Annotated in this window: 19 protein-coding genes; 18 read left to right on the forward strand and 1 reads right to left on the reverse strand. The window is 71.0% G+C overall.

The window, feature by feature from the left end; genetic code table 11:
* Window positions 1-24: 24 nt before the first annotated feature.
* The 4 genes from efp (at window position 25) to UK12_RS19115 (ending at window position 3124) form a co-directional block, all read left to right on the forward strand.
* A complete protein-coding gene (gene efp, locus UK12_RS19100; protein ID WP_045304247.1) occupies window positions 25-588 on the forward strand; it encodes an elongation factor P in 564 nt (187 codons plus the stop codon).
* 2 nt (window positions 589-590) lie between these two features.
* A complete protein-coding gene (nusB, locus tag UK12_RS19105; RefSeq protein ID WP_045304248.1) occupies window positions 591-1031 on the forward strand; it encodes a transcription antitermination factor NusB in 441 nt (146 codons plus the stop codon).
* A gap of 128 nt (window positions 1032-1159) precedes the next feature.
* A complete protein-coding gene (locus tag UK12_RS19110; protein WP_045304249.1) occupies window positions 1160-2014 on the forward strand; it encodes an acyl-CoA thioesterase in 855 nt (284 codons plus the stop codon).
* 207 nt (window positions 2015-2221) lie between these two features.
* Window positions 2222-3124, forward strand: coding sequence for a hypothetical protein (locus UK12_RS19115; protein WP_045304250.1), 903 nt, complete (start codon window positions 2222-2224; stop codon window positions 3122-3124).
* A gap of 115 nt (window positions 3125-3239) precedes the next feature.
* Here UK12_RS19115 and bldD read toward each other — a convergent pair whose 3' ends face one another.
* Window positions 3240-3743, reverse strand: coding sequence for a transcriptional regulator BldD (bldD, locus tag UK12_RS19120; protein WP_045304251.1), 504 nt, complete (start codon window positions 3741-3743; stop codon window positions 3240-3242).
* Window positions 3744-4107: 364 nt separating this feature from the next.
* Between bldD and pyrR the strand changes: the two genes are divergently transcribed.
* From pyrR to metK, 14 genes are all read left to right on the forward strand, one after another.
* Entirely contained in the window at window positions 4108-4704 is a 597-nt protein-coding gene (gene pyrR, locus UK12_RS19125) for a bifunctional pyr operon transcriptional regulator/uracil phosphoribosyltransferase PyrR (RefSeq protein ID WP_045304252.1), read from the forward strand.
* 89 nt (window positions 4705-4793) lie between these two features.
* Window positions 4794-6098: a dihydroorotase gene (locus UK12_RS19130; RefSeq protein WP_045304253.1), complete on the forward strand. Its 1305-nt coding sequence runs from the start codon at window positions 4794-4796 to the stop codon at window positions 6096-6098.
* Entirely contained in the window at window positions 6095-6655 is a 561-nt protein-coding gene (locus UK12_RS19135) for a PH-like domain-containing protein (protein WP_045304254.1), read from the forward strand. The genes UK12_RS19130 and UK12_RS19135 overlap by 4 nt, the downstream gene beginning before the upstream one ends.
* Window positions 6652-7827: a glutamine-hydrolyzing carbamoyl-phosphate synthase small subunit gene (gene carA, locus UK12_RS19140; protein WP_045304255.1), complete on the forward strand. Its 1176-nt coding sequence runs from the start codon at window positions 6652-6654 to the stop codon at window positions 7825-7827. Before UK12_RS19135 ends, carA begins: the two co-directional genes overlap by 4 nt.
* A 2-nt stretch (window positions 7828-7829) precedes the next feature.
* The gene (carB, locus tag UK12_RS19145) at window positions 7830-11138 is read left to right on the forward strand and encodes a carbamoyl-phosphate synthase large subunit (RefSeq protein WP_045304256.1); all 3309 of its coding nucleotides are present in this window, start codon (window positions 7830-7832) and stop codon (window positions 11136-11138) included.
* Window positions 11139-11205: 67 nt separating this feature from the next.
* On the forward strand, window positions 11206-12306 hold the full coding sequence (locus UK12_RS19150) for a quinone-dependent dihydroorotate dehydrogenase (RefSeq protein WP_045304257.1): 1101 nt from the start codon (window positions 11206-11208) through the stop codon (window positions 12304-12306).
* Between the two features lie 215 nt (window positions 12307-12521).
* Window positions 12522-13370, forward strand: a complete 849-nt coding sequence (locus tag UK12_RS19155) for a dihydroorotate dehydrogenase electron transfer subunit (RefSeq protein ID WP_045304258.1) — start codon at window positions 12522-12524, stop codon at window positions 13368-13370.
* Entirely contained in the window at window positions 13370-14341 is a 972-nt protein-coding gene (locus tag UK12_RS19160; protein ID WP_045304259.1) for a dihydroorotate dehydrogenase, read from the forward strand. The genes UK12_RS19155 and UK12_RS19160 overlap by 1 nt, the downstream gene beginning before the upstream one ends.
* Window positions 14338-15174 (forward strand): orotidine-5'-phosphate decarboxylase, encoded by an 837-nt coding sequence (pyrF, locus tag UK12_RS19165; protein WP_045304260.1) that lies wholly within the window; start codon window positions 14338-14340, stop codon window positions 15172-15174. Before UK12_RS19160 ends, pyrF begins: the two co-directional genes overlap by 4 nt.
* Window positions 15175-15440: 266 nt before the next feature.
* Entirely contained in the window at window positions 15441-15767 is a 327-nt protein-coding gene (gene mihF, locus UK12_RS19170; protein WP_045304261.1) for an integration host factor, actinobacterial type, read from the forward strand.
* Between the two features lie 71 nt (window positions 15768-15838).
* Window positions 15839-16396, forward strand: coding sequence for a guanylate kinase (gene gmk / locus UK12_RS19175; RefSeq protein ID WP_045304262.1), 558 nt, complete (start codon window positions 15839-15841; stop codon window positions 16394-16396).
* A 92-nt stretch (window positions 16397-16488) separates the two neighbouring features.
* Window positions 16489-16743: a DNA-directed RNA polymerase subunit omega gene (rpoZ, locus tag UK12_RS19180; protein ID WP_197084990.1), complete on the forward strand. Its 255-nt coding sequence runs from the start codon at window positions 16489-16491 to the stop codon at window positions 16741-16743.
* A 177-nt stretch (window positions 16744-16920) separates the two neighbouring features.
* A complete protein-coding gene (gene coaBC / locus UK12_RS19185; protein ID WP_045304263.1) occupies window positions 16921-18144 on the forward strand; it encodes a bifunctional phosphopantothenoylcysteine decarboxylase/phosphopantothenate--cysteine ligase CoaBC in 1224 nt (407 codons plus the stop codon).
* A gap of 208 nt (window positions 18145-18352) precedes the next feature.
* The gene (gene metK, locus UK12_RS19190) at window positions 18353-19549 is read left to right on the forward strand and encodes a methionine adenosyltransferase (protein WP_269432032.1); all 1197 of its coding nucleotides are present in this window, start codon (window positions 18353-18355) and stop codon (window positions 19547-19549) included.
* The last annotated feature ends 207 nt before the right edge of the window (window positions 19550-19756 follow it).

Raw genomic sequence — 19756 nt, forward strand, 5'->3', positions numbered from 1 at the left:
GCTATATCAGGAGTAAGTGCGCCCGTGGCTTCCACGAACGATCTCAAGAACGGCATGGTCCTCAAGCTGGAGGGCGGCAAGCTCTGGTCCGTCGTCGAGTTCCAGCACGTCAAGCCCGGCAAGGGCCCGGCCTTCGTGCGCACCAAGCTCAAGGAGGTCCTGACCGGCAAGGTCGTCGACAAGACCTTCAACGCCGGCACCAAGGTCGAGACCGCCAACGTCGACAAGCGCGGCATGCAGTTCTCCTACAAGGACGGCGAGCAGTTCGTGTTCATGGACACGGACACCTACGACCAGGTCCACATCGACCCCGCCGTCGTCGGTGACGCCGCCAAGTACCTGCTGGAGGGCTTCGACGCCCTGGTCGCCATGTACGAGGGCTCGCCGCTCTACATCGAGCTCCCGGCCTCCGTCGAGCTGGTCATCTCGCACACCGAGCCGGGCGTCCAGGGCGACCGCTCCACCGGTGGCTCCAAGCCGGCCACGCTGGAGACCGGCGCCGAGATCGCCGTCCCGCTCTTCATCGTCACCGGCGAGAAGATCAAGGTCGACACCCGTGACGGCAGCTACCTCGGTCGGGTCAAGTAACCGTGACAGCTGCACGCAGCAAGGCCCGCACCCGGGCCTTCCAGATCCTCTTCGAGGCCGACCACCGTGGTGTCGACCCGCAGCGGGTGCTCGCCGACTGGGTCGCCCGCGCGCGCGAGCCCAAGCCGGACGAGGGCACCCCGCAGGTCGGCGAGTACACCATGGAACTCGTCGAGGGGTACGTCCAGCACGCCCGCCGGATCGACGAGCTGATCTCGCAGTACGCCGTGGGCTGGACCCTCGACCGGATGCCGATCGTGGACCGCAACGTCCTGCGGCTCGGCGCGTACGAGCTGATCTGGGAGGACAGCGTCCCGGATGCGGTCGTCCTGGACGAGGCGGTCGAGATCGCCAAGGAGTACTCCACGGATGACTCCCCGGCGTTCGTCAACGGCCTGCTCGCGCGGTTCATGGAGCTCAAGCCGACGATCCGCCGCAGCTGACCGCTTCGGATCATCGCTCTGCGAAGGCCCGCCGGATCTTGTGTCCGGCGGGCCTTCGCATGCCCCGGGATGGTGGCGTATGTTGGCTACCGACCGGTAACTTTGCAGCAGCGAAGGGCGAGCCACCCATGACCACCGCGATCCGAAGCGAGTTCGACCGGGGCATCGCCCTGACCCCGCGCCCGGGGGAGCCGGGCCACTACGACGGTGAGTTCGACGCGGGCTGGCAGATCGGCGGCGGCATCAACGGCGGCCTGCAGCTCGCGGTGGCCGGACACGCACTCTCGCTCCTGCACGGTGACCCGGCTCCGAACGGGGAAGGGGGTGTACACGCCGACCCGATCTCGATCAGCGGCTACTACCTCTCCGCCGCCACCCCGGGACCGGTCGAGGTCCGGACCGAGACGGTCCGCCGCGGGCGCAGCCTCTCCACCCGTACCGCCTCGCTCAGCCAGGGCGGCAAGGAGCGGCTGAGAGTCTTGGCCAGCTACGGCGACCTGGCCACCGCCGAGGGCGAGGTGCACACCACCGCCACCCCGCCGCAGCTCCCGCCGCCCGAGCGATGCATCAGCGTCGCCGAGGCGCCCAAGGCGATGATCTCGCAGGCCGCGCTGCTGGAGCGGTTCGACCTGCGGCTGGACCCGGCGACCGTCGGCTGGGCCGTCGGGCAGCCCTCCAAGGCCGGTCGCATCCAGGGCTGGTTCAAGCTGGCCGACGGCCGCGAACCCGACCCGCTGATGCTCCTGCTGGTCGCCGACGCCCTGCCGCCGGTCACCTTCGACCTCGGCATGCCCGGCTGGGCGCCGACCGTCGAACTGACGGTCCACCTGCGGGCCAGGCCGGTCCCTGGCTGGTTGCGGGTCGTGCACTCCACCCGCAACCTGGCCGGCGGCTACTTCGAGGAGGACGCCGAGGTCTGGGACGAGTCCGGCCGCCTGGTCGCCCAGTCCCGCCAGCTCGCCCGGGCCCCGCGCCCGCAGTAGCGGCGCTCGGGGGAACCGCCCGACGGGCCCGCAGGGTCCGGCGCGCGGTTCCCCGCCGCCCATCGCGGTTCCGGGCGGCCCCTCGCGGCGTGGAAGGCTCACGGCTGGTTACTGAGCTGTGACACGCCGTACGTGTGCGACTCGCGGGGATGGGGAGGAAGAGGACCAAGCGGCATCCCGCCGCCACCCCGGTCACAGGAGCACCAGATGTCGCGGAACAGTCACACCCCCCGGACCTTCCGCTGCACCGTCGGTACGTCCGGCCGGGACCGGATCCAGGCCCAGTCCCGCCACCGCAGCGAGCAGACCTTCGTCACCGGCATCCTCACCTGCCACGCCGACTTCGAGCGCGCCCGCCCCTGGGGGCTGACCGACGCCGCCGACTTCGACAGCTACCTGCTGGACACCGCCGTGCTGCTGGCCGAGGCGCAGCAGGCGTACGGCAGCGTCCAGGCCAGGATGTTCCACCCCGGCGACTTCGCCGACTTCTGTCTGCTCCAGCACCTCGACCCGGCCGAGACCGCCGCCCGCGACCGCTACCTGCTCAACCCCGCGCTCCGCACGCAGTTGCTGCCCTACCAGGGCGAGGAGCTCTCCGGTGACTTCATTCCCCGACTGGTCCGCGCCAGGGAGAACGGCCTGACGCTGCGCCATATCGACCTGTTGCTGGACGGGAGCCTGTACAGCAGTCCCAAGGGCGCGCAGGAGGCGCCGGACCCGAGGGTGCGGTCGGCCTTCGAGCAGGGCGGCGAGCTGTTCCGGCGGATGCTGGTCGGCGCGGGCTGCGGTGCGTACCAGTTCCGCTGCGCGGTGGAGGCACCCGGCGGACGGCTCACGGCGGATGCCCGGATCCTGCACTGGGAGGACGGCGTGGTCAGGCTCAACGACGAGGATCTCGACCTGGTCCGCGCGGTGTTCTGCGCCGGCCTCGCGCTCGAACTGCCGGGCGTGGCGGCGCTGTACGGCTCACAGGGCGGGGCGGGCAGCTGCGGCGAGTACCGGCAGGTGGCATGGGCCTGGCAGAGCACCGGCTTCGGCTGGGCCCCGGCGCGGCTGAACCTGGGGGAGGTCGTGGCGGAGCCGGGCTTCACGCTCGGCTCGGTCTGCTAGGCGGGCCTCCGGGCGCCCGGGCGGTCGGGGACCGTCCGGGAGCGGGGGCGGCTGAAAGACGTCACGGCGAGGTCCACCGACCCCGCCGTGACGTTTCTGCACAACCGACCGCAGATCAGACGGTGTCGTCCTCGCGGACCGCGCGCCGCGCGTCCGGGTTGAGCACGCCCCAGCTGATCAGCTGCTCGGTGAGGATCGACGGCGACTGGTCGTAGATCACGGCCAGGGTGCGCAGGTCGTCCTGGCGGATCGAGAGCACCTTGCCGTTGTAGTCACCGCGCTGGCTCTGGATGGTGGCGGCGTAGCGCTGCAGCGGGCCGGCCTTCTCGGACGGCACCTGGGTCAGTCTCTCCAGGTCGAGCACCAGGCGCGGCGGCGGCTCGGCCGCACCGCCCGGGGTGCCGCCGGGCAGCAGCTCCTGCACCGGGACGCCGTAGAACTCGGCCAGCTCGGCGAGGCGCTGTACCGTCACCGCACGGTCGCCGCGCTCGTACGAGCCGACCACGACCGCCTTCCAGCGCCCCTGGGACTTCTCCTCGACGCCGTGCAGGGAGAGCCCCTGCTGAGTGCGGATCGCTCGGAGCTTGGCCCCGAGTTGCTTCGCGTAGTCGCTGGACATTGGTCTCCCCGGACGAGATTGCTTCGCGTTGAGTGGTGAGCCACGAGGATCGCGGGTGGGTGACCGCTCACCCGACCACTCCACCGGTGGGTGCGTCGGTCGTCTCGTAACTCACTGTGAGGTTACGTAGAGTGAGGTAGTTGCGTCAAGCCGAATGGGGCAGTCGTGCGAATAGCGCGGGCGGCTGCTGTCAACCGCATGCGTCCGACCGGGTTGACCTGGGGGTGGTGGGCGGGCGACCGTGCGTCGGGCGCGAGTGAACCGGACTGTTAGGATGGCTGGAAGCTCTGGGTGCGCCCCGGGCCACCCCCCAGACATCCTTTAAAGCCCGTCCTGTGAGGCGGGGAAGGAGGTCGGCTTCGGCATGACCACACGCATTGACTCCACGCGTCCGCCGCACCAGGTGCTGGACGCCACCGACATCGCCCGGGTAATCACCCGGATCGCCCACGAGATCGTGGAGCGCGCCAAGGGCGCCGAGGATGTCGTGCTGCTCGGCATCCACACCCGAGGGGTCCACCTGGCCCGGCGGCTCGGCGCCAAGCTGACCCAGATCACCGGCCGCGAGATCCCGCTCGGCACCCTGGACATCACCATGTACCGGGACGACCTCCAGCTGAAGCCGGCCCGCGCCGCCGAGCACACCGAGGTCCCGGCCGACGGCGTCGAGGGCAAGCTGGTCGTCCTGGTCGACGACGTGCTCTTCTCCGGTCGCACCATCCGCGCCGCGCTCGACGCGCTCAGCGACATCGGCCGCCCGCGCGCCGTCCAGCTCGCCGTCCTGGTCGACCGGGGCCACCGCGAGCTGCCGATCCGGGCCGACTACGTGGGCAAGAACCTGCCGACCTCACTGCGCGAAGCCGTCCAGGTCCGGCTCTCGGAGGTCGACGGCCGGGACGCCGTCCTGGTCGGCGACCGCGACTACACCGCGCGCTCCACCCAGGCCATCGCCGGGGAGTGACGGGTGAAGCGCCCCACCCGCACCCGCCCCACCCGCAGCAACCCCGCCGTCGCCGAACCACCCCGCACCAACTTCCCGGAGGCCGCTCTGTGAGCAGCTATCTCATTCGCAACGCCAAGATCCTCGGCGGCCCCCCGCAGGACGTCCTCGTCGCGGACGGAGTCATCCAGCAGATCGGCACCGGTCTGTCGGCCGAGGCCGACATCGACATCGACGCGCACGGGCTGATCCTGCTGCCCGGCCTGGTGGACCTGCACACCCACCTGCGCCAGCCCGGCAAGGAGGAGGCCGAGACCGTCCTCACCGGGAGCCAGGCCGCCGCGATGGGCGGCTACACCGCCGTGCACGCGATGGCCAACACCAGCCCGGTCGCCGACACCGCCGCCGTGGTCGAGCAGGTCTGGCAGCTCGGCAAGGAGTCCGGCTACTGCGACGTGCAGCCGGTCGGCGCCGTCACCGTCGGCCTGGACGGCAAGGAGCTGGCCGAGCTCGCGGGCATGCACGACTCCGCGGCCGGGGTCCGGGTCTTCTCCGACGACGGCAAGTGCGTGGACGACGCCGCGCTGATGCGCCGGGCGCTGGAGTACGTCAAGACCATCGACGGCGTGGTCGCCCAGCACGCCCAGGAGCCCCGGCTCACCGAGGGCGCCCAGATGAACGAGGGCGCCGTCTCCGCCGAGCTCGGACTGCCCGGCTGGCCGGCCGTCGCCGAGGAGGCGATCATCGCCCGCGACGTGCTGCTCGCCGCGCACACCGGCGCCCGGCTGCACGTCTGCCACCTGTCCACCGCGGGGTCGGTGGAGATCGTCCGCTGGGCCAAGGACCAGGGCTGGGACGTCACCGCCGAGGTGACGCCGCACCACCTGCTGCTCACCGACGAGCTGGTCCGCTCCGGCGACCCGGTGTACAAGGTGAACCCGCCGCTGCGGACCGCCGCCGACGTGCACGCGCTGCGCGCCGCGCTCGCGGACGGCACCATCGACGCGGTCGCCACCGACCACGCGCCGCACCCGTCGGCCGACAAGGACTGCGCCTGGGCCCACGCCGCGATGGGCATGGTCGGCCTGGAGACCGCGCTGTCGGTGGTCCAGCAGACCATGGTCGAGACCGGCATGCTGAACTGGGAGGGCGTCGCCGACCGGATGTCGCACCGCCCGGCCCGGATCGGCCGGCTGAGCGGCCACGGCCGCCCCGTCTCGGTCGGCGAGCCTGCCAACCTGGTGCTCTTCGATCCCGCGTACCGTGGGACCGTGAACGCCGAGACCTTCGCCACCCGCAGCCGCAACACCCCCTACCGCGGGCTCGAGCTGCCGGGACGGGTGCACGCGACCTTCCTGCGCGGCGTCGCCACGGTGCTGGCCGGCGAGCTGGCCGAGCAGGGTGACCTGGCATGATCACCCTCGCCGAGCAGCAGGCCAAGGTGACCAACTGGCCCGGTTACATCGGCTGGGCGGTCGGTCTGCTGATCCTGATCGCGCTGGTGTACTGGCTGATGCGGCAGGGCTGGAACTGGCGCCGCACCCTGCAGTCCGATCTGCCGCCGCTGCCCGCCGTACCGGAGGACCCCGGACCGGCGATCCGCCAGGCGGCCGGCCGCTACCACGGCAGCACCACCGCCGGGAACTGGCTGGACCGGGTGGTCGCGCACGGTCTCGGCACCCGCAGCCTGGCCGAACTCACCCTGACCGAACGCGGTCTGCTGGTCCGCCGCCCGGGCGACGCCGATCTGTGGATCCCGGCCGAGCAGCTGACCGGAGCCCGGACCGACTCCGGTATCGCGGGCAAGGTCGTCCCGGCCGGCCTGCTGGTCGTCACCTGGTCGCTCCAGGGCACCGCGCTGGACTCCGGTTTCCGGGCCGACCACCCCGATGAGCACGCCGCCTGGATCGAGGCGGTCGAAGCTCTTGTGACACGTACGAAGACGAAGAAGACGGAAGAGGCCGCCTCATGACCGCACCTGCCCCCACCACTCAGCGCCAAAGGCGGGAGCGAGTGCCTGCCGTGCTCGTCCTGGAGGACGGCCGGACCTTCCGCGGCCAGGCCTACGGCGCGGTCGGCGAGACCTTCGGCGAGGCGGTCTTCAACACCGGCATGTCCGGTTACCAGGAGACCCTCACCGACCCCTCGTACCACCGCCAGGTGGTCGTGATGACGGCCCCGCAGATCGGCAACACCGGCGTCAACGACGAGGACCCGGAGTCGGCACGGATCTGGGTCGCCGGGTACGTGGTCCGCGACCCCGCCCGGATCCCGTCGAACTGGCGCTCGCGCCGCTCGCTGGACGAGGAGCTCACCACCCAGGGCGTCGTCGGCATCAGCGGGATCGACACCCGTGCGCTCACCCGCCACCTGCGCGAGCGCGGTGCGATGCGGGTCGGCATCTTCTCCGGCGAGGCGCTGGCCGACCAGGCGGTCCTGCTGGCCAAGGTGCAGGCGTCGCCCGAGATGAAGGGCGCCGACCTGTGCGCCGAGGTCGCCACCACCGAGAAGTACGTCGTCCCGGCGGTCGGTACGAAGAAGTTCACGGTCGCCGCCCTCGACCTCGGCATCAAGGCGATGACCCCGCAGCGGATGGCCGAGCGCGGCATCGAGGTGCACGTCTTCCCGGCCAACTCCACGCTGGAGGAGCTCTACTCGGTCGAGCCCGACGGTGTCTTCTTCTCCAACGGTCCGGGTGACCCGGCCACCGCCGACCACCAGGTCGCCGTGGCGCGGGGCGTGCTGGAGCGCCGGACCCCGTTCTTCGGGATCTGCTTCGGCAACCAGATCCTCGGCCGCGCGCTCGGCTTCGGCACCTACAAGCTGAAGTACGGCCACCGGGGTATCAACCAGCCCGTGCAGGACCGCACCACCGGCAAGGTCGAGGTCACCGCGCACAACCACGGCTTCGCCGTGCAGGCGCCGCTGGACAAGGTGAGCGACACCCCGTACGGCCGGGCCGAGGTCTCCCACGTCTGCCTGAACGACGACGTGGTCGAGGGCCTGCACTGCCTGGACACTCCCGCATTCAGCGTGCAGTACCACCCCGAAGCGGCGGCCGGCCCCCACGACGCGGCCTACCTCTTCGATCGCTTCGTAAGCCTGATGGCCGGTGCCCCGGCCCGCACCACCGCAGGGAGCTGACCGTGCCGAAGCGCACTGACATCAAGTCCGTCCTGGTCATCGGGTCCGGCCCGATCGTGATCGGCCAGGCGGCGGAGTTCGACTACTCGGGCACCCAGGCCTGTCGCGTGCTGCGCGCCGAGGGCCTGCGGGTCGTCCTGGTGAACTCCAACCCGGCCACGATCATGACCGACCCGGAGATCGCCGACGCCACCTACGTCGAGCCGATCACGCCGGAGTTCGTCGAGAAGATCATCGCCAAGGAGCGCCCCGACGTGCTCCTGCCGACCCTCGGCGGGCAGACCGCGCTCAACACCGCGATCTCGCTGCACGAGAACGGCACCCTCGCCAAGTACGGCGTCGAGCTGATCGGCGCCAACGTCGAGGCCATCCACAAGGGCGAGGACCGCCAGCTCTTCAAGGGCGTGGTCGAGGCCGTCAACGCCAGGATCGGCCACGGCGAGTCCGCCCGCTCGGTGATCTGCCACTCCATGGACGACGTCCTCAAGGGCGTCGAGACGCTCGGCGGCTACCCCGTCGTGGTCCGCCCCTCCTTCACCATGGGCGGCGCCGGCTCCGGTTTCGCCCACGACGAGGAGGACCTGCGCCGCATCGCCGGGCAGGGCCTGGCCCTCTCGCCGACCACCGAGGTGCTCCTGGAGGAGTCCATCCTCGGCTGGAAGGAGTACGAGCTGGAGCTGATGCGCGACAAGAACGACAACGTCGTGGTCGTCTGCTCGATCGAGAACTTCGACCCGATGGGCGTGCACACCGGCGACTCCATCACCGTCGCCCCGGCGATGACGCTGACGGACCGCGAGTACCAGACGCTCCGCGACATCGGCATCGCGATCATCCGCGAGGTCGGCGTCGACACCGGGGGCTGCAACATCCAGTTCGCGATCAACCCGGTCGACGGCCGGGTCATCGTGATCGAGATGAACCCGCGCGTCTCGCGCTCCTCCGCGCTGGCCTCCAAGGCCACCGGCTTCCCGATCGCCAAGATCGCCGCCAAGCTGGCCGTCGGCTACACGCTGGACGAGATCCCGAACGACATCACCGAGCAGACCCCGGCGTCGTTCGAGCCCACCCTCGACTACGTCGTGGTGAAGGTCCCGCGCTTCGCGTTCGAGAAGTTCCCGAGCGCCGACGCCACGCTGACCACCACCATGAAGTCGGTCGGCGAGGCCATGGCCATGGGCCGCAACTTCCCCGAGGCGCTCAACAAGGCGCTGCGCTCGCTGGAGAAGAAGGGCAGCCAGTTCTCCTGGGTCGGTGAGCCCGGTGACAAGGCCGAGCTGCTGACGAAGGCCCAGGTCCCCACCGACGGCCGGATCAACACCGTCATGCAGGCCATCCGGGCCGGTGCCACCCAGGAGGAGGTGTTCGAGGCCACCAGGATCGACCCGTGGTTCGTCGACCAGCTCTTCCTGCTCGACGAGATCGCCACCGAACTGGCCGAGGCCGAGAAGCTCGACCCCGAGCTGCTCCGGTACGCCAAGCGGCACGGCTTCTCCGACCAGCAGATCGGCGAGATCCGCGGCCTGAAGCCGGACGTGGTCCGCGAGGTGCGGCATGCGCTCGGCATCCGCCCGGTCTTCAAGACCGTGGACACCTGCGCCGCCGAGTTCGCCGCCAGGACCCCGTACTTCTACTCGTCCTACGACGAGGAGACCGAGGTCGCGCCGCGCACCAAGCCCGCGGTGATCATCCTCGGCTCGGGCCCGAACCGCATCGGCCAGGGCATCGAGTTCGACTACTCCTGCGTGCACGCCTCCTTCGCGCTCGCCGACGCCGGGTACGAGACCGTCATGGTCAACTGCAACCCGGAGACCGTCTCCACCGACTACGACACCTCCGACCGGCTCTACTTCGAGCCGCTCACCCTGGAGGACGTGCTGGAGATCGTCCACGCCGAGCAGCAGGCCGGCCCGCTGGCCGGTGTGATCGTCCAGCTCGGCGGCCAGACCCCGCTGGGCCTGGCCCAGGCGCTCAAGGACAACGGCGTGCCGATCGTCGGCACCCAGCCCGAGGCCATCGACCTGGCCGAGGAGCGCGGCGCCTTCGGCCGGGTGCTGCGCGACGCGGGCCTGCCCGCGCCCAAGCACGGCACCGCCTTCTCCTTCGAGGAGGCCAAGGCGATCGCCGACGAGATCGGCTACCCGGTCCTGGCCCGCCCGTCCTACGTGCTCGGCGGCCGCGGCATGGAGATCGTCTACGACGAGGCGTCGCTGGCCTCCTACCTGGAGCGGCACGCCGGTCTGATCTCCGAGCACCCGGTGCTGATCGACCGCTTCCTGGACGACGCGGTCGAGATCGACGTCGACGCGCTCTACGACGGCACCGAGCTCTACCTCGGCGGCGTCATGGAGCACATCGAGGAGGCCGGCATCCACTCCGGCGACTCGGCCTGCGCCCTGCCCCCGATCACCCTCGGCGGCTACGACATCAAGCGGCTGCGCACCTCCACCGAGGCGATCGCGCGCGGTGTGGGCGTCCGCGGCCTGATCAACATCCAGTTCGCGCTGGCCGGGGACATCCTGTACGTCCTGGAGGCCAACCCGCGCGCCTCGCGGACCGTGCCGTTCACCTCCAAGGCCACCGCCGTCCCGCTGGCCAAGGCCGCCGCCCGGATCTCGCTGGGCGCGACCATCGCCGAGCTGCGCACCGAGGGCCTGCTCCCGGCCGAGGGCGACGGCGGCACGCTGCCGGCCGACTGCCCGATCTCGGTCAAGGAGGCCGTGATGCCGTGGAGCCGCTTCCGCGACATCCACGGGCGCGGCGTCGACACCGTGCTCGGCCCGGAGATGCGCTCGACCGGCGAGGTCATGGGCATCGACAAGGTCTTCGGCACCGCGTACGCCAAGGCCCAGTCCGGCGCGTACGGCGCGCTGCCGACCAAGGGCAAGGTCTTCGTCTCGGTCGCCAACCGGGACAAGCGCAACCTGGTCTTCCCGGCCCGCGCGCTGGTCGACCAGGGCTTCGAGGTGCTGGCCACCGCCGGTACCGCCGAGGTGCTGCAGCGCGGCGGCATCCCGTCCACGCTGGTGCGCAAGCACAGCGAGGGCGAGGGCCCGAACGGCGAGAAGACCATCATCCAGCTGATCCACGAGGGTGCGGTCGACCTGATCATCAACACCCCGTACGGCACCGGCGGCCGTCTCGACGGGTACGAGATCCGCACCGCCGCCGTCTCGCGCGGCGTGCCGTGCCTGACCACCGTCCAGGCGATGGGCGCGGCGGTCCAGGGCATCGACGCGCTGCTGCGCGGCGAGGTCGGGGTGATGTCGCTGCAGGAGCACGCGGCGCTGATCAACGCCGGCCGTCAGTAGTCCGATCCCAGTGGGGGGCGCCCGTGCCGGCGCCCCCCACACCCATGCTCAGGAAGGGCTCAGCGCCGTGTACAAGCTCCTGTTCAACCTGGTCTTCAAGAAGATGGACCCGGAGAAGGCCCACCACCTCGCCTTCTTCTGGATCCGGCTGGCCGCCTCGGTGCCCGGCCTGCGTTCGCTGGTCCGCCTGGTGCTCGCCCCGCGCGACCCGCGCCTGCGCACCACCGCGCTCGGACTCGACCTGCCGGGCCCGTTCGGGCTCGGGGCCGGCTTCGACAAGAACGGCATCGGCATCGACGGACTGTCCATGCTGGGCTTCGACTTCGTCGAGATCGGCACCATCACCGGTGAGGCGCAGTCCGGCAACCCGGCACCGCGCCTGTTCCGCCTGGTCGAGGACCGGGCGCTGATCAACCGGATGGGCTTCAACAACCAGGGCTCCGCCCGGGTCGCCGCCCGCCTCGCGGCCCGCCCGCACACCAGCTCCACCCCGGTGATCGGCGTCAACATCGGCAAGACCAAGGTGGTCGACGAGGCCGACGCCACCGCCGACTACCTGAAGAGCACCGAGCGGCTCGCCCGGCACGCCGACTACCTGGTGGTGAACGTCAGTTCGCCGAACACCCCCGGACTGCGCAACCTGCAGGCCGTCAAGGTCCTCGGCCCGCTGCTCTGGGACGTCCGCAAGAAGGCCGACGAGGTCACCTCGCGCCATGTGCCGCTGCTGGTGAAGATCGCCCCCGACCTGGCCGACGAGGACATCGACGAGATCGCGGACATGGCCCTGCACCTGGGCCTGGACGGCATCATCTGCAACAACACCACCATCGGCCGGGGCGGCCTGCACGAGTCGGCCGCCCGGATCGAGGAGATCGGCGCGGGCGGGCTGTCCGGGGCCCCGCTCAAGGAGCGCTCGCTGGAGGTGCTGCAGCGGCTGCGCGCCCGTACCGAGGGACGGCTGGTGCTGATCGCCGTCGGCGGCATCGAGACCGCCGAGGACGCCTGGCAGCGGATCGTGCACGGTGCGGACCTGGTGCAGGGCTACAGCGCCTTCATCTACGAGGGGCCGTTCTGGATGCGCCGCGTGCACAAGGGCCTCTCGGCCCGGCTGCGCGCGAGCGGTCACGCCACCATCGCCGACGCGGTGGGTACCGCGAAGGCGGAGTGAACCGGGGCACGGGGTAGCTCCGCAGGGGCGCGGACAGTGCAACGTCCTGCATGGTGGACTCGGCGTCCGTCGGGGTGGGCCGGGCGCGCAGTTCCCCGCGCCCCTGGGGCGGTGCCCGGTTGCCCACATATCCGGGCGAAGTGACAGGGTGCGGGGTGGTTTGGGAGAGTTCGGAGCGTCACGTGCGCACAGGCCAGCCGGAAGGTGAACCACACATGGCCCACCCCGTCCAGACCCGAGCCGAGGTACTCTCCCGGACCGCCGAGGGCTCCTACCACCGCCTGGTGCTGCGGGCACCCCAGGCCGCGCCACGGGTCAGACCGGGCCACTTCGCGACCCTGGCCTGCGCCGACTCGGGCCGGCTGCTGCGGCGGGCCTTCACCATCCACCGGGCCGACCCCGAGGCCGGGACGATCGAGCTGGTCATCGCCGAACGCGGCGAGGGCACAAGGGAGTTGGCCCGCACCCGGGTCGGCGACCGGCTCGATCTGATCGCCCCGCTCGGAACGCCGTTCCCGCTCCCGGACGGCCCGGTGTCCGCGCTGCTGGTGGCGGGCGGCTACGGCGGTGCGCCGATGGTCGCGCTCGGCGAGGAGATCCGGCGCCGGGGCGGCCAGGTCGGCTTCATCCTCGGCGCGGCGAGCGCCGACCGCCTGTACGGGGTCGAGCAGGCCCGTGCGATCACCCAGGACGTCCTGGTGGTCACCGAGGACGGCTCGGCCGGGCTGACCGGCCGGGTCACCGATCCGCTGGCACAGGCGATCAAGGCGATCGACGCCACCGTGGTGCACGCCTGCGGTCCGATGCCCGTGCTGCGCGCCGTCACCGCCACCGCCCTCGACCTCGGTGCCCGCTGCCACACCGCCGTGGAGGAGGCGATGGCCTGCGGCGTCGGCATCTGTATGACCTGTGTGCTGCCGGTGGTCGGGGCGGACGGCGTGAGCCGCTTCGTCCGCTCCTGCACGGACGGGCCGGTCTTCGACGGCGCCCGGGTCCGCTGGGGCGACATCGGCACCGTACCGCCGGACCTGGAGGGCGCCGCCGCGATGGGAGGGCAGAGCTGATGGACCCTCAGGACGTCGACCTCACCGTGCAGTTCGGCCCACTGACGTTGCCGAACCCGCTCACCACCGCCTCCGGCTGCGCCGGATACGGGCGGGAACTGGCCAAGTTCGTCCCGCTGGACGAGCTGGGCTCGGTCACCGCCAAGACGATCATGCCGTTGCCGCGTTCCGGACTGGCCACCCCGCGGATGGCCGAGACCCCGTCCGGGATGCTCAACTCGATCGGGCTGCAGGGTTCGGGCATCGACGCCTTCGTCCGCGGCGAGCTGCCGTGGCTGGCCGAGCGCGGCGCCCGGGTGCTGGTCTCGATCGCGGGGGAGCGCCTGGAGGAGTTCGCCGAGCTGGCCGCCCGGCTCAACGGACAGCCCGGGGTGATCGGCCTGGAACTCAACATCTCCTGCCCCAACATCGCCGACCGCGGCCTGCTCTTCGCCGCCAACCCGGCCACCAGCTACGACGTCGTGCGGGCCGTCCGCGAGGTCGCCGACGCCGAACTGCCCGTCTACGCCAAGCTCTCGCCGGACGTCACCTCGATCACCGAGATCGCCGCCGCCTGCGTCCAGGCCGGCGCCGACGGCCTGTCGATGGTCAACACCGCCCTCGGGCTGGCCATCGACCTGGACACCCTGCGGCCCGCGCTGGCCGGCGGCACCGGCGGCCTGTCCGGACCGGCGATCCGGCCGATCGCGGTGCGCTGCGTCCACCAGGTGCACGCCGCGATGCTGGCCGGCCGGATCCCGCCGGTGCCGATCATCGGCATGGGCGGGATCCGGACCGGCCGGGACGCCCTGGAGTTCGCGCTCGCCGGGGCCGGCCGGCTGGCCGTCGGCACCGCCCTGTTCAACGACCCCACGGCCCCGCTGCGCATCCTCGACGAGCTGCGCACCGAGCTGGCCCGACGAGGCTTCGCCAAGTTCACCGATGCGGTGGGATACGCCCACCGCCCAGTCACCGCTGAAAGGCTCCCATGACTCTCGCTCCCTTCGGCGCCCGCCTGCGCCAGGCCCTCGACACCCGTGGCCAGCTCTGCGTCGGCATCGACCCGCACGCCTCCCTGCTGGCCGCCTGGGGGCTCGGCGACGACATCGCCGGGCTGGAGAAGTTCAGCCGCACCGTGGTCGAGGCGCTGGCCGAGCAGGTCGCCGTGCTCAAGCCGCAGGCCGCCTTCTTCGAGCGCTTCGGCAGCCGCGGCATCGCCGTCCTGGAGCGCACCGTCGCCGAGGCCCGCGAGGCCGGTGCGCTGGTGCTGATGGACGCCAAGCGCGGTGACATCGGCTCGACCATGGCCGCCTACGCCGAGACCTTCCTGTCGCCCGCCAGCCCGCTCTTCTCGGACGCCGTCACGGTCAGCCCGTACCTCGGCTTCGGCTCGCTGCAGCCCGCGCTCGACCTGGCCCGCGCCAACGGCGCGGGGGTCTTCGCGCTGGCGCTCACCTCCAACCCCGAGGGCCACGAGGTGCAGCGCGCGGTGGCCGCCGACGGCGCGAGCGTCGCCCAGAACGTGCTGCGCCGCCTGGCGGCCGAGAACGCGGGTGCCGAGCCGATGGGCTCCTTCGGTGCCGTGGTCGGCGCGACCCTGGCCGAGGCCGGGGTGGATCTGGACATCAACGGCCCGCTGCTCGCCCCCGGCGTCGGCGCCCAGGGTGCGACCGCCGCCGATCTGCCCCGGGTCTTCGGCGGTGCGGTGCGCGACGTGGTGCCCAGTGTGAGCCGCGACATCCTCAAGCACGGACCGTCGGTGACGGCGCTGCGGGATGCCTCGGCGCGCTTTGTCGAGGAAATCGGCGCCGTACTGGGAAAGTGAGCAGCATCACATCTGTTAGCAAAACCTGCTTTCCGACAGGTTGATTTGTCCGGAAAAGTCCTGGTCGGCCTCGGCTGACCAGGACTTTTCGTGTTCTTTTCCTGACGCGCGGGCTCAAGTTGGGTAGTGTCCGGCGATAGGTCACCAAAGGGCTTCGCGAAGCGTTGCTCTTGCAGGTCAGAGCCATTAGGTTCCACTGCAACCGGTGTCCTTGGCACCAAACAGTCATAGCTCATCCCTTCCTTCCACATCCCGAGGTGAACGGCGTGGCTCTTCCGCCCCTTACCCCCGAACAGCGCGCCGCTGCGCTCGCCAAGGCCGCCGATGCTCGCCGGCAGCGCGCTGAGGTCAAGAACAAGCTGAAGCACTCCAACGCCTTGCTGCGTGACGTGATCAAGGCGGGCAAGTCCGATGACGAGGTCATCGGCAAGATGAAGGTCTCCGCCCTGCTCGAAAGCCTTCCGGGCGTCGGCAAGGTGCGGGCCAAGCAGATCATGGAGCGTCTCGGGATCAGCGAGAGCCGCCGAGTGCGTGGTCTCGGATCGAACCAGATCGCGTCGCTGGAGCGGGAGTTCGGCAATACGGCCTCCTGACTCCGGCCCCCGGACTGACCCGTCCGGGCCCCGTGGTCCCCGGAACGTCCGCGATCCGGGATAATCGGTACATGAGTGAACGTCCGCGGCTGACCGTGCTCTCCGGCCCTTCGGGGGTCGGCAAGAGCACGGTCGTCGCTCATATGAGGCAGCAGCACCCCGAGGTCTGGCTCTCGGTGTCGGCGACCACCCGGCACCCGAGGCCGGGCGAGCAGCACGGGGTCCAGTACCACTTCGTCGACAACGACGAGTTCGACAAGCTGGTCGCCAACGGCGAGCTGCTGGAGTGGGCCGTCTTCGCCGGCAACCGCTACGGCACGCCCCGCCAGGCCGTCCAGGAGAGGCTCGACCGCGGCGAGCCGGTGCTGCTGGAGATCGACCTGCAGGGCGCCCGCCAGGTCCGCGAGTCGATGCCCGAGGCGCAGCTGGTCTTCCTGGCTCCGCCGAGCTGGGAGGAGCTGGTCCGCCGGCTCACCGGCCGGGGCACCGAGTCGCAGCACGTGATCGACGAGCGGCTGGCCGCGGCCAAGGTGGAGCTGGCCGCCGAGACCGAGTTCGACACCACGCTGGTCAATACCTCCGTCGAGCAGGTGGCGGCCGAGCTGCTAGCCTTGCTGGGTGTAGCCTGACCAGATCGTTGCCGTTATGGCAGCACCGCTGATCTGATCGGCATTTCTGTTTTTTAGCCACCGTTTCGGAAGGTTTTCGCGTGTCCTCTTCCATGACCGCGCCCGAGGGCATCATCAACCCGCCGATCGACGAGCTGCTTGAGGCCACCGACTCCAAGTACAGCCTGGTGATCTACGCGGCCAAGCGTGCGCGTCAGATCAACGCGTACTACTCGCAGCTCGGTGAGGGCCTGCTGGAGTACGTCGGCCCGCTGGTGGACACCCACGTGCACGAGAAGCCGCTGTCGATCGCTCTTCGCGAGATCAACGCGGGCATGCTCACGGCCGAGGCCATCGAGGCTGCCTGAGCCCGTCGTCGAAGGGGCCCGTCGGACTGTCGTCCGGCGGGCCCCTTCGCTGTGCCGCGGCCGCTTTCCCGCCGTGCCGCGGCCCCTTCGCTGTGCTGTGGGACACGGTCCGGTGCAGTCGGCTTCTGATGCGCCGTAGGGTGGGCGTGACCCCACCCGGAGGAGAGAGACCCCGTCATGAACGCTCGCCCGGAGCAGCCCGACGCCCCCCGTGTCGTCCTCGGCGTCAGCGGCGGCATCGCCGCGTACAAGGCCTGTGAGCTGCTGCGGCGGTTCACCGAGTCCGGGCACCAGGTGACCGTGGTGCCGACCGCGGCCGCGCTGCACTTCGTCGGCGAGGCCACCTGGGCCGCGCTCTCCGGCCGCCCGGCCGCCACCGAGACCTGGGACCGGGTGCACGAGGTCCCGCACGTGCGGATCGGCCGGGAGGCCGACCTGGTGGTGGTCGCCCCGACCACCGCCGACATGCTCGCCAAGGCCGCCCACGGCCTGGCCGACGACCTGCTCACCAACACCCTGCTCACCGCGGGCTGTCCGGTGGTCCTCGCCCCCGCCATGCACACCGAGATGTGGGAGCATCCGGCCACCCAGGAGAACGTCGCCACCCTGCGCCGCCGGGGTGTGATCGTGCTGGAGCCCGCCGTCGGACGCCTGACCGGTGCGGACACCGGCAAGGGCCGGCTGCCGGAACCGGAGCAGATCTTCGAGGCCTGCCGCCGGGTGCTCGCCAGGGGCCGCCTGGAGCAGGACCTGGCGGGACGCCACGTGGTGATCTCGGCGGGCGGCACCCGTGAGCCGCTCGACCCGGTCCGCTTCCTCGGCAACCACTCCTCCGGCAAGCAGGGCTACGCGCTGGCCACCACGGCCGCCGCCCGCGGCGCGCGGGTCACCCTGCTGTCGGCGAACGCCACCCTGCCCGACCCGGCCGGGGTGGACGTGGTGCACGTCTCCACGGCACTCCAGCTGCGCGAGGCCGCGCTGAAGGCCGTACTGGACGCCGACGCGGTGGTGATGGCCGCCGCCGTGGCCGACTTCCGTCCGGCCGAGTACGCCACCGGCAAGATCAAGAAGGTGGACGGGGTGGACCAGCCGCCGATCGTGCTGGTCCGCAACCCGGACATCCTCGCCGAGCTCTCCGCCCACCGGGCCAGGCCCGGCCAGCTGGTGGTCGGCTTCGCCGCCGAGACCGACGACGTGCTCGCCAACGGCCGGGCCAAGCTCGCCCGCAAGCGCTGCGACCTGCTGGTGGTCAACGAGGTCGGCGGCGGCAAGGCGTTCGGACAGGACACCAACGCCGCGGTGCTGCTCGGCGCGGACGGCGCAGAGATCACCGTTCCCGACGGGCCCAAGGAGGCGCTGGCGGATAGGGTCTGGGACGAGGTCGCCGCTCGCCTCGGGTGATCCCGTGCCGGGGGTCGCGAGGAGTCCGGGTGGACGACCGGAGATGAGTGAGGAGATGAGTGATCGGTCTCAAGATTTCGATGTGAGTGCCGTCGGCCGGTAGCTGACCGTTACACTCCAGGAATCAAGTCTTTCCGGATGCCTCCGGACCCCCGGAGGCGTTCAGTCAGCAGCCGCTGCAACCCCAGGGAGCGCTGTGTCTCGCCGCCTGTTCACCTCGGAATCCGTGACCGAGGGACACCCCGACAAGATCGCTGACCAGATCAGCGACACCATCCTGGACGCCCTCCTCAAGGAAGACCCGACCTCCCGGGTCGCCGTGGAGACGCTGATCACCACCGGCCTGGTGCACATCGCCGGTGAGGTCACCACCAAGGCGTACGCGCCGATCGCGCAGCTGGTCCGGGAGAAGATCCTGGAGATCGGCTACGACAGCTCGAAGAAGGGCTTCGACGGCGCGTCCTGCGGCGTCTCGGTCTCGATCGGTGCGCAGTCCCCGGACATCGCCCAGGGTGTCGACACCGCGCACGAGCACCGCGTCGAGGGCGACGACGACGAGCTCGACCGCCAGGGCGCCGGCGACCAGGGCCTGATGTTCGGCTACGCCTGCGACGACACGCCCGAGCTGATGCCGCTGCCGATCACCCTCGCGCACCGCCTCTCGCGCCGCCTGACCGAGGTCCGCAAGAACGGCACCATCCCGTACCTGCGCCCGGACGGCAAGACCCAGGTCACCATCGAGTACGACGGCGACAAGGCCGTCCGCCTCGACACCGTCGTGGTCTCCACCCAGCACGCCAGTGACATCGACCTGGACTCGCTGCTCACCCCGGACATCCGCGAGTTCGTCGTGGAGCCGGAGCTCAAGGCGCTCGCCGACCAGGGCATCAAGCTGGTCACCGAGGGCTACCGCCTGCTGGTGAACCCGACCGGCCGCTTCGAGATCGGCGGCCCGATGGGCGACGCCGGGCTCACCGGCCGCAAGATCATCATCGACACCTACGGCGGCATGGCCCGCCACGGCGGCGGCGCCTTCTCCGGCAAGGACCCGTCCAAGGTCGACCGCTCCGCCGCGTACGCGATGCGCTGGGTCGCCAAGAACATCGTCGCGGCCGGCCTGGCGCAGCGCGCCGAGGTCCAGGTCGCGTACGCGATCGGCAAGGCCGAGCCGGTGGGTCTGTTCGTGGAGACCTTCGGCACCGAGACCGTTCCGGTGCTGAAGATCCAGGAAGCCGTCACCCAGGTCTTCGACCTGCGTCCGGCCGCGATCATCCGCGACCTGGACCTGCTGCGCCCGATCTACTCCCTGACCGCCGCGTACGGCCACTTCGGCCGTGAGCTGCCGGAGTTCACCTGGGAGCGGACCGACCGCGCCGAGGCGCTGAAGAAGGCCGTCAGCGCCTGACCCACACCACCGCGTGCCGCAGGCGGCGGTCACCCTTCACGGGGGTGGCCGCCGCCTGCGGCTGTGCGTCGGGGAGGCGCCTTGCGGAGAGGGACCTTTTCGGGGCAGGGGCGGACCCTTCAGGGGTGCGGGGAACTGCGCGGGGCGGAAGGTGCCGGGCTGGGCCGGTCTTCGGCGGGTGGGTTGCGCCTCCTTGCCCCGGCGAGG

This window comes from Saccharothrix sp. ST-888, from assembly GCF_000955975.1.
Taxonomy (GTDB): domain Bacteria; phylum Actinomycetota; class Actinomycetes; order Streptomycetales; family Streptomycetaceae; genus Kitasatospora.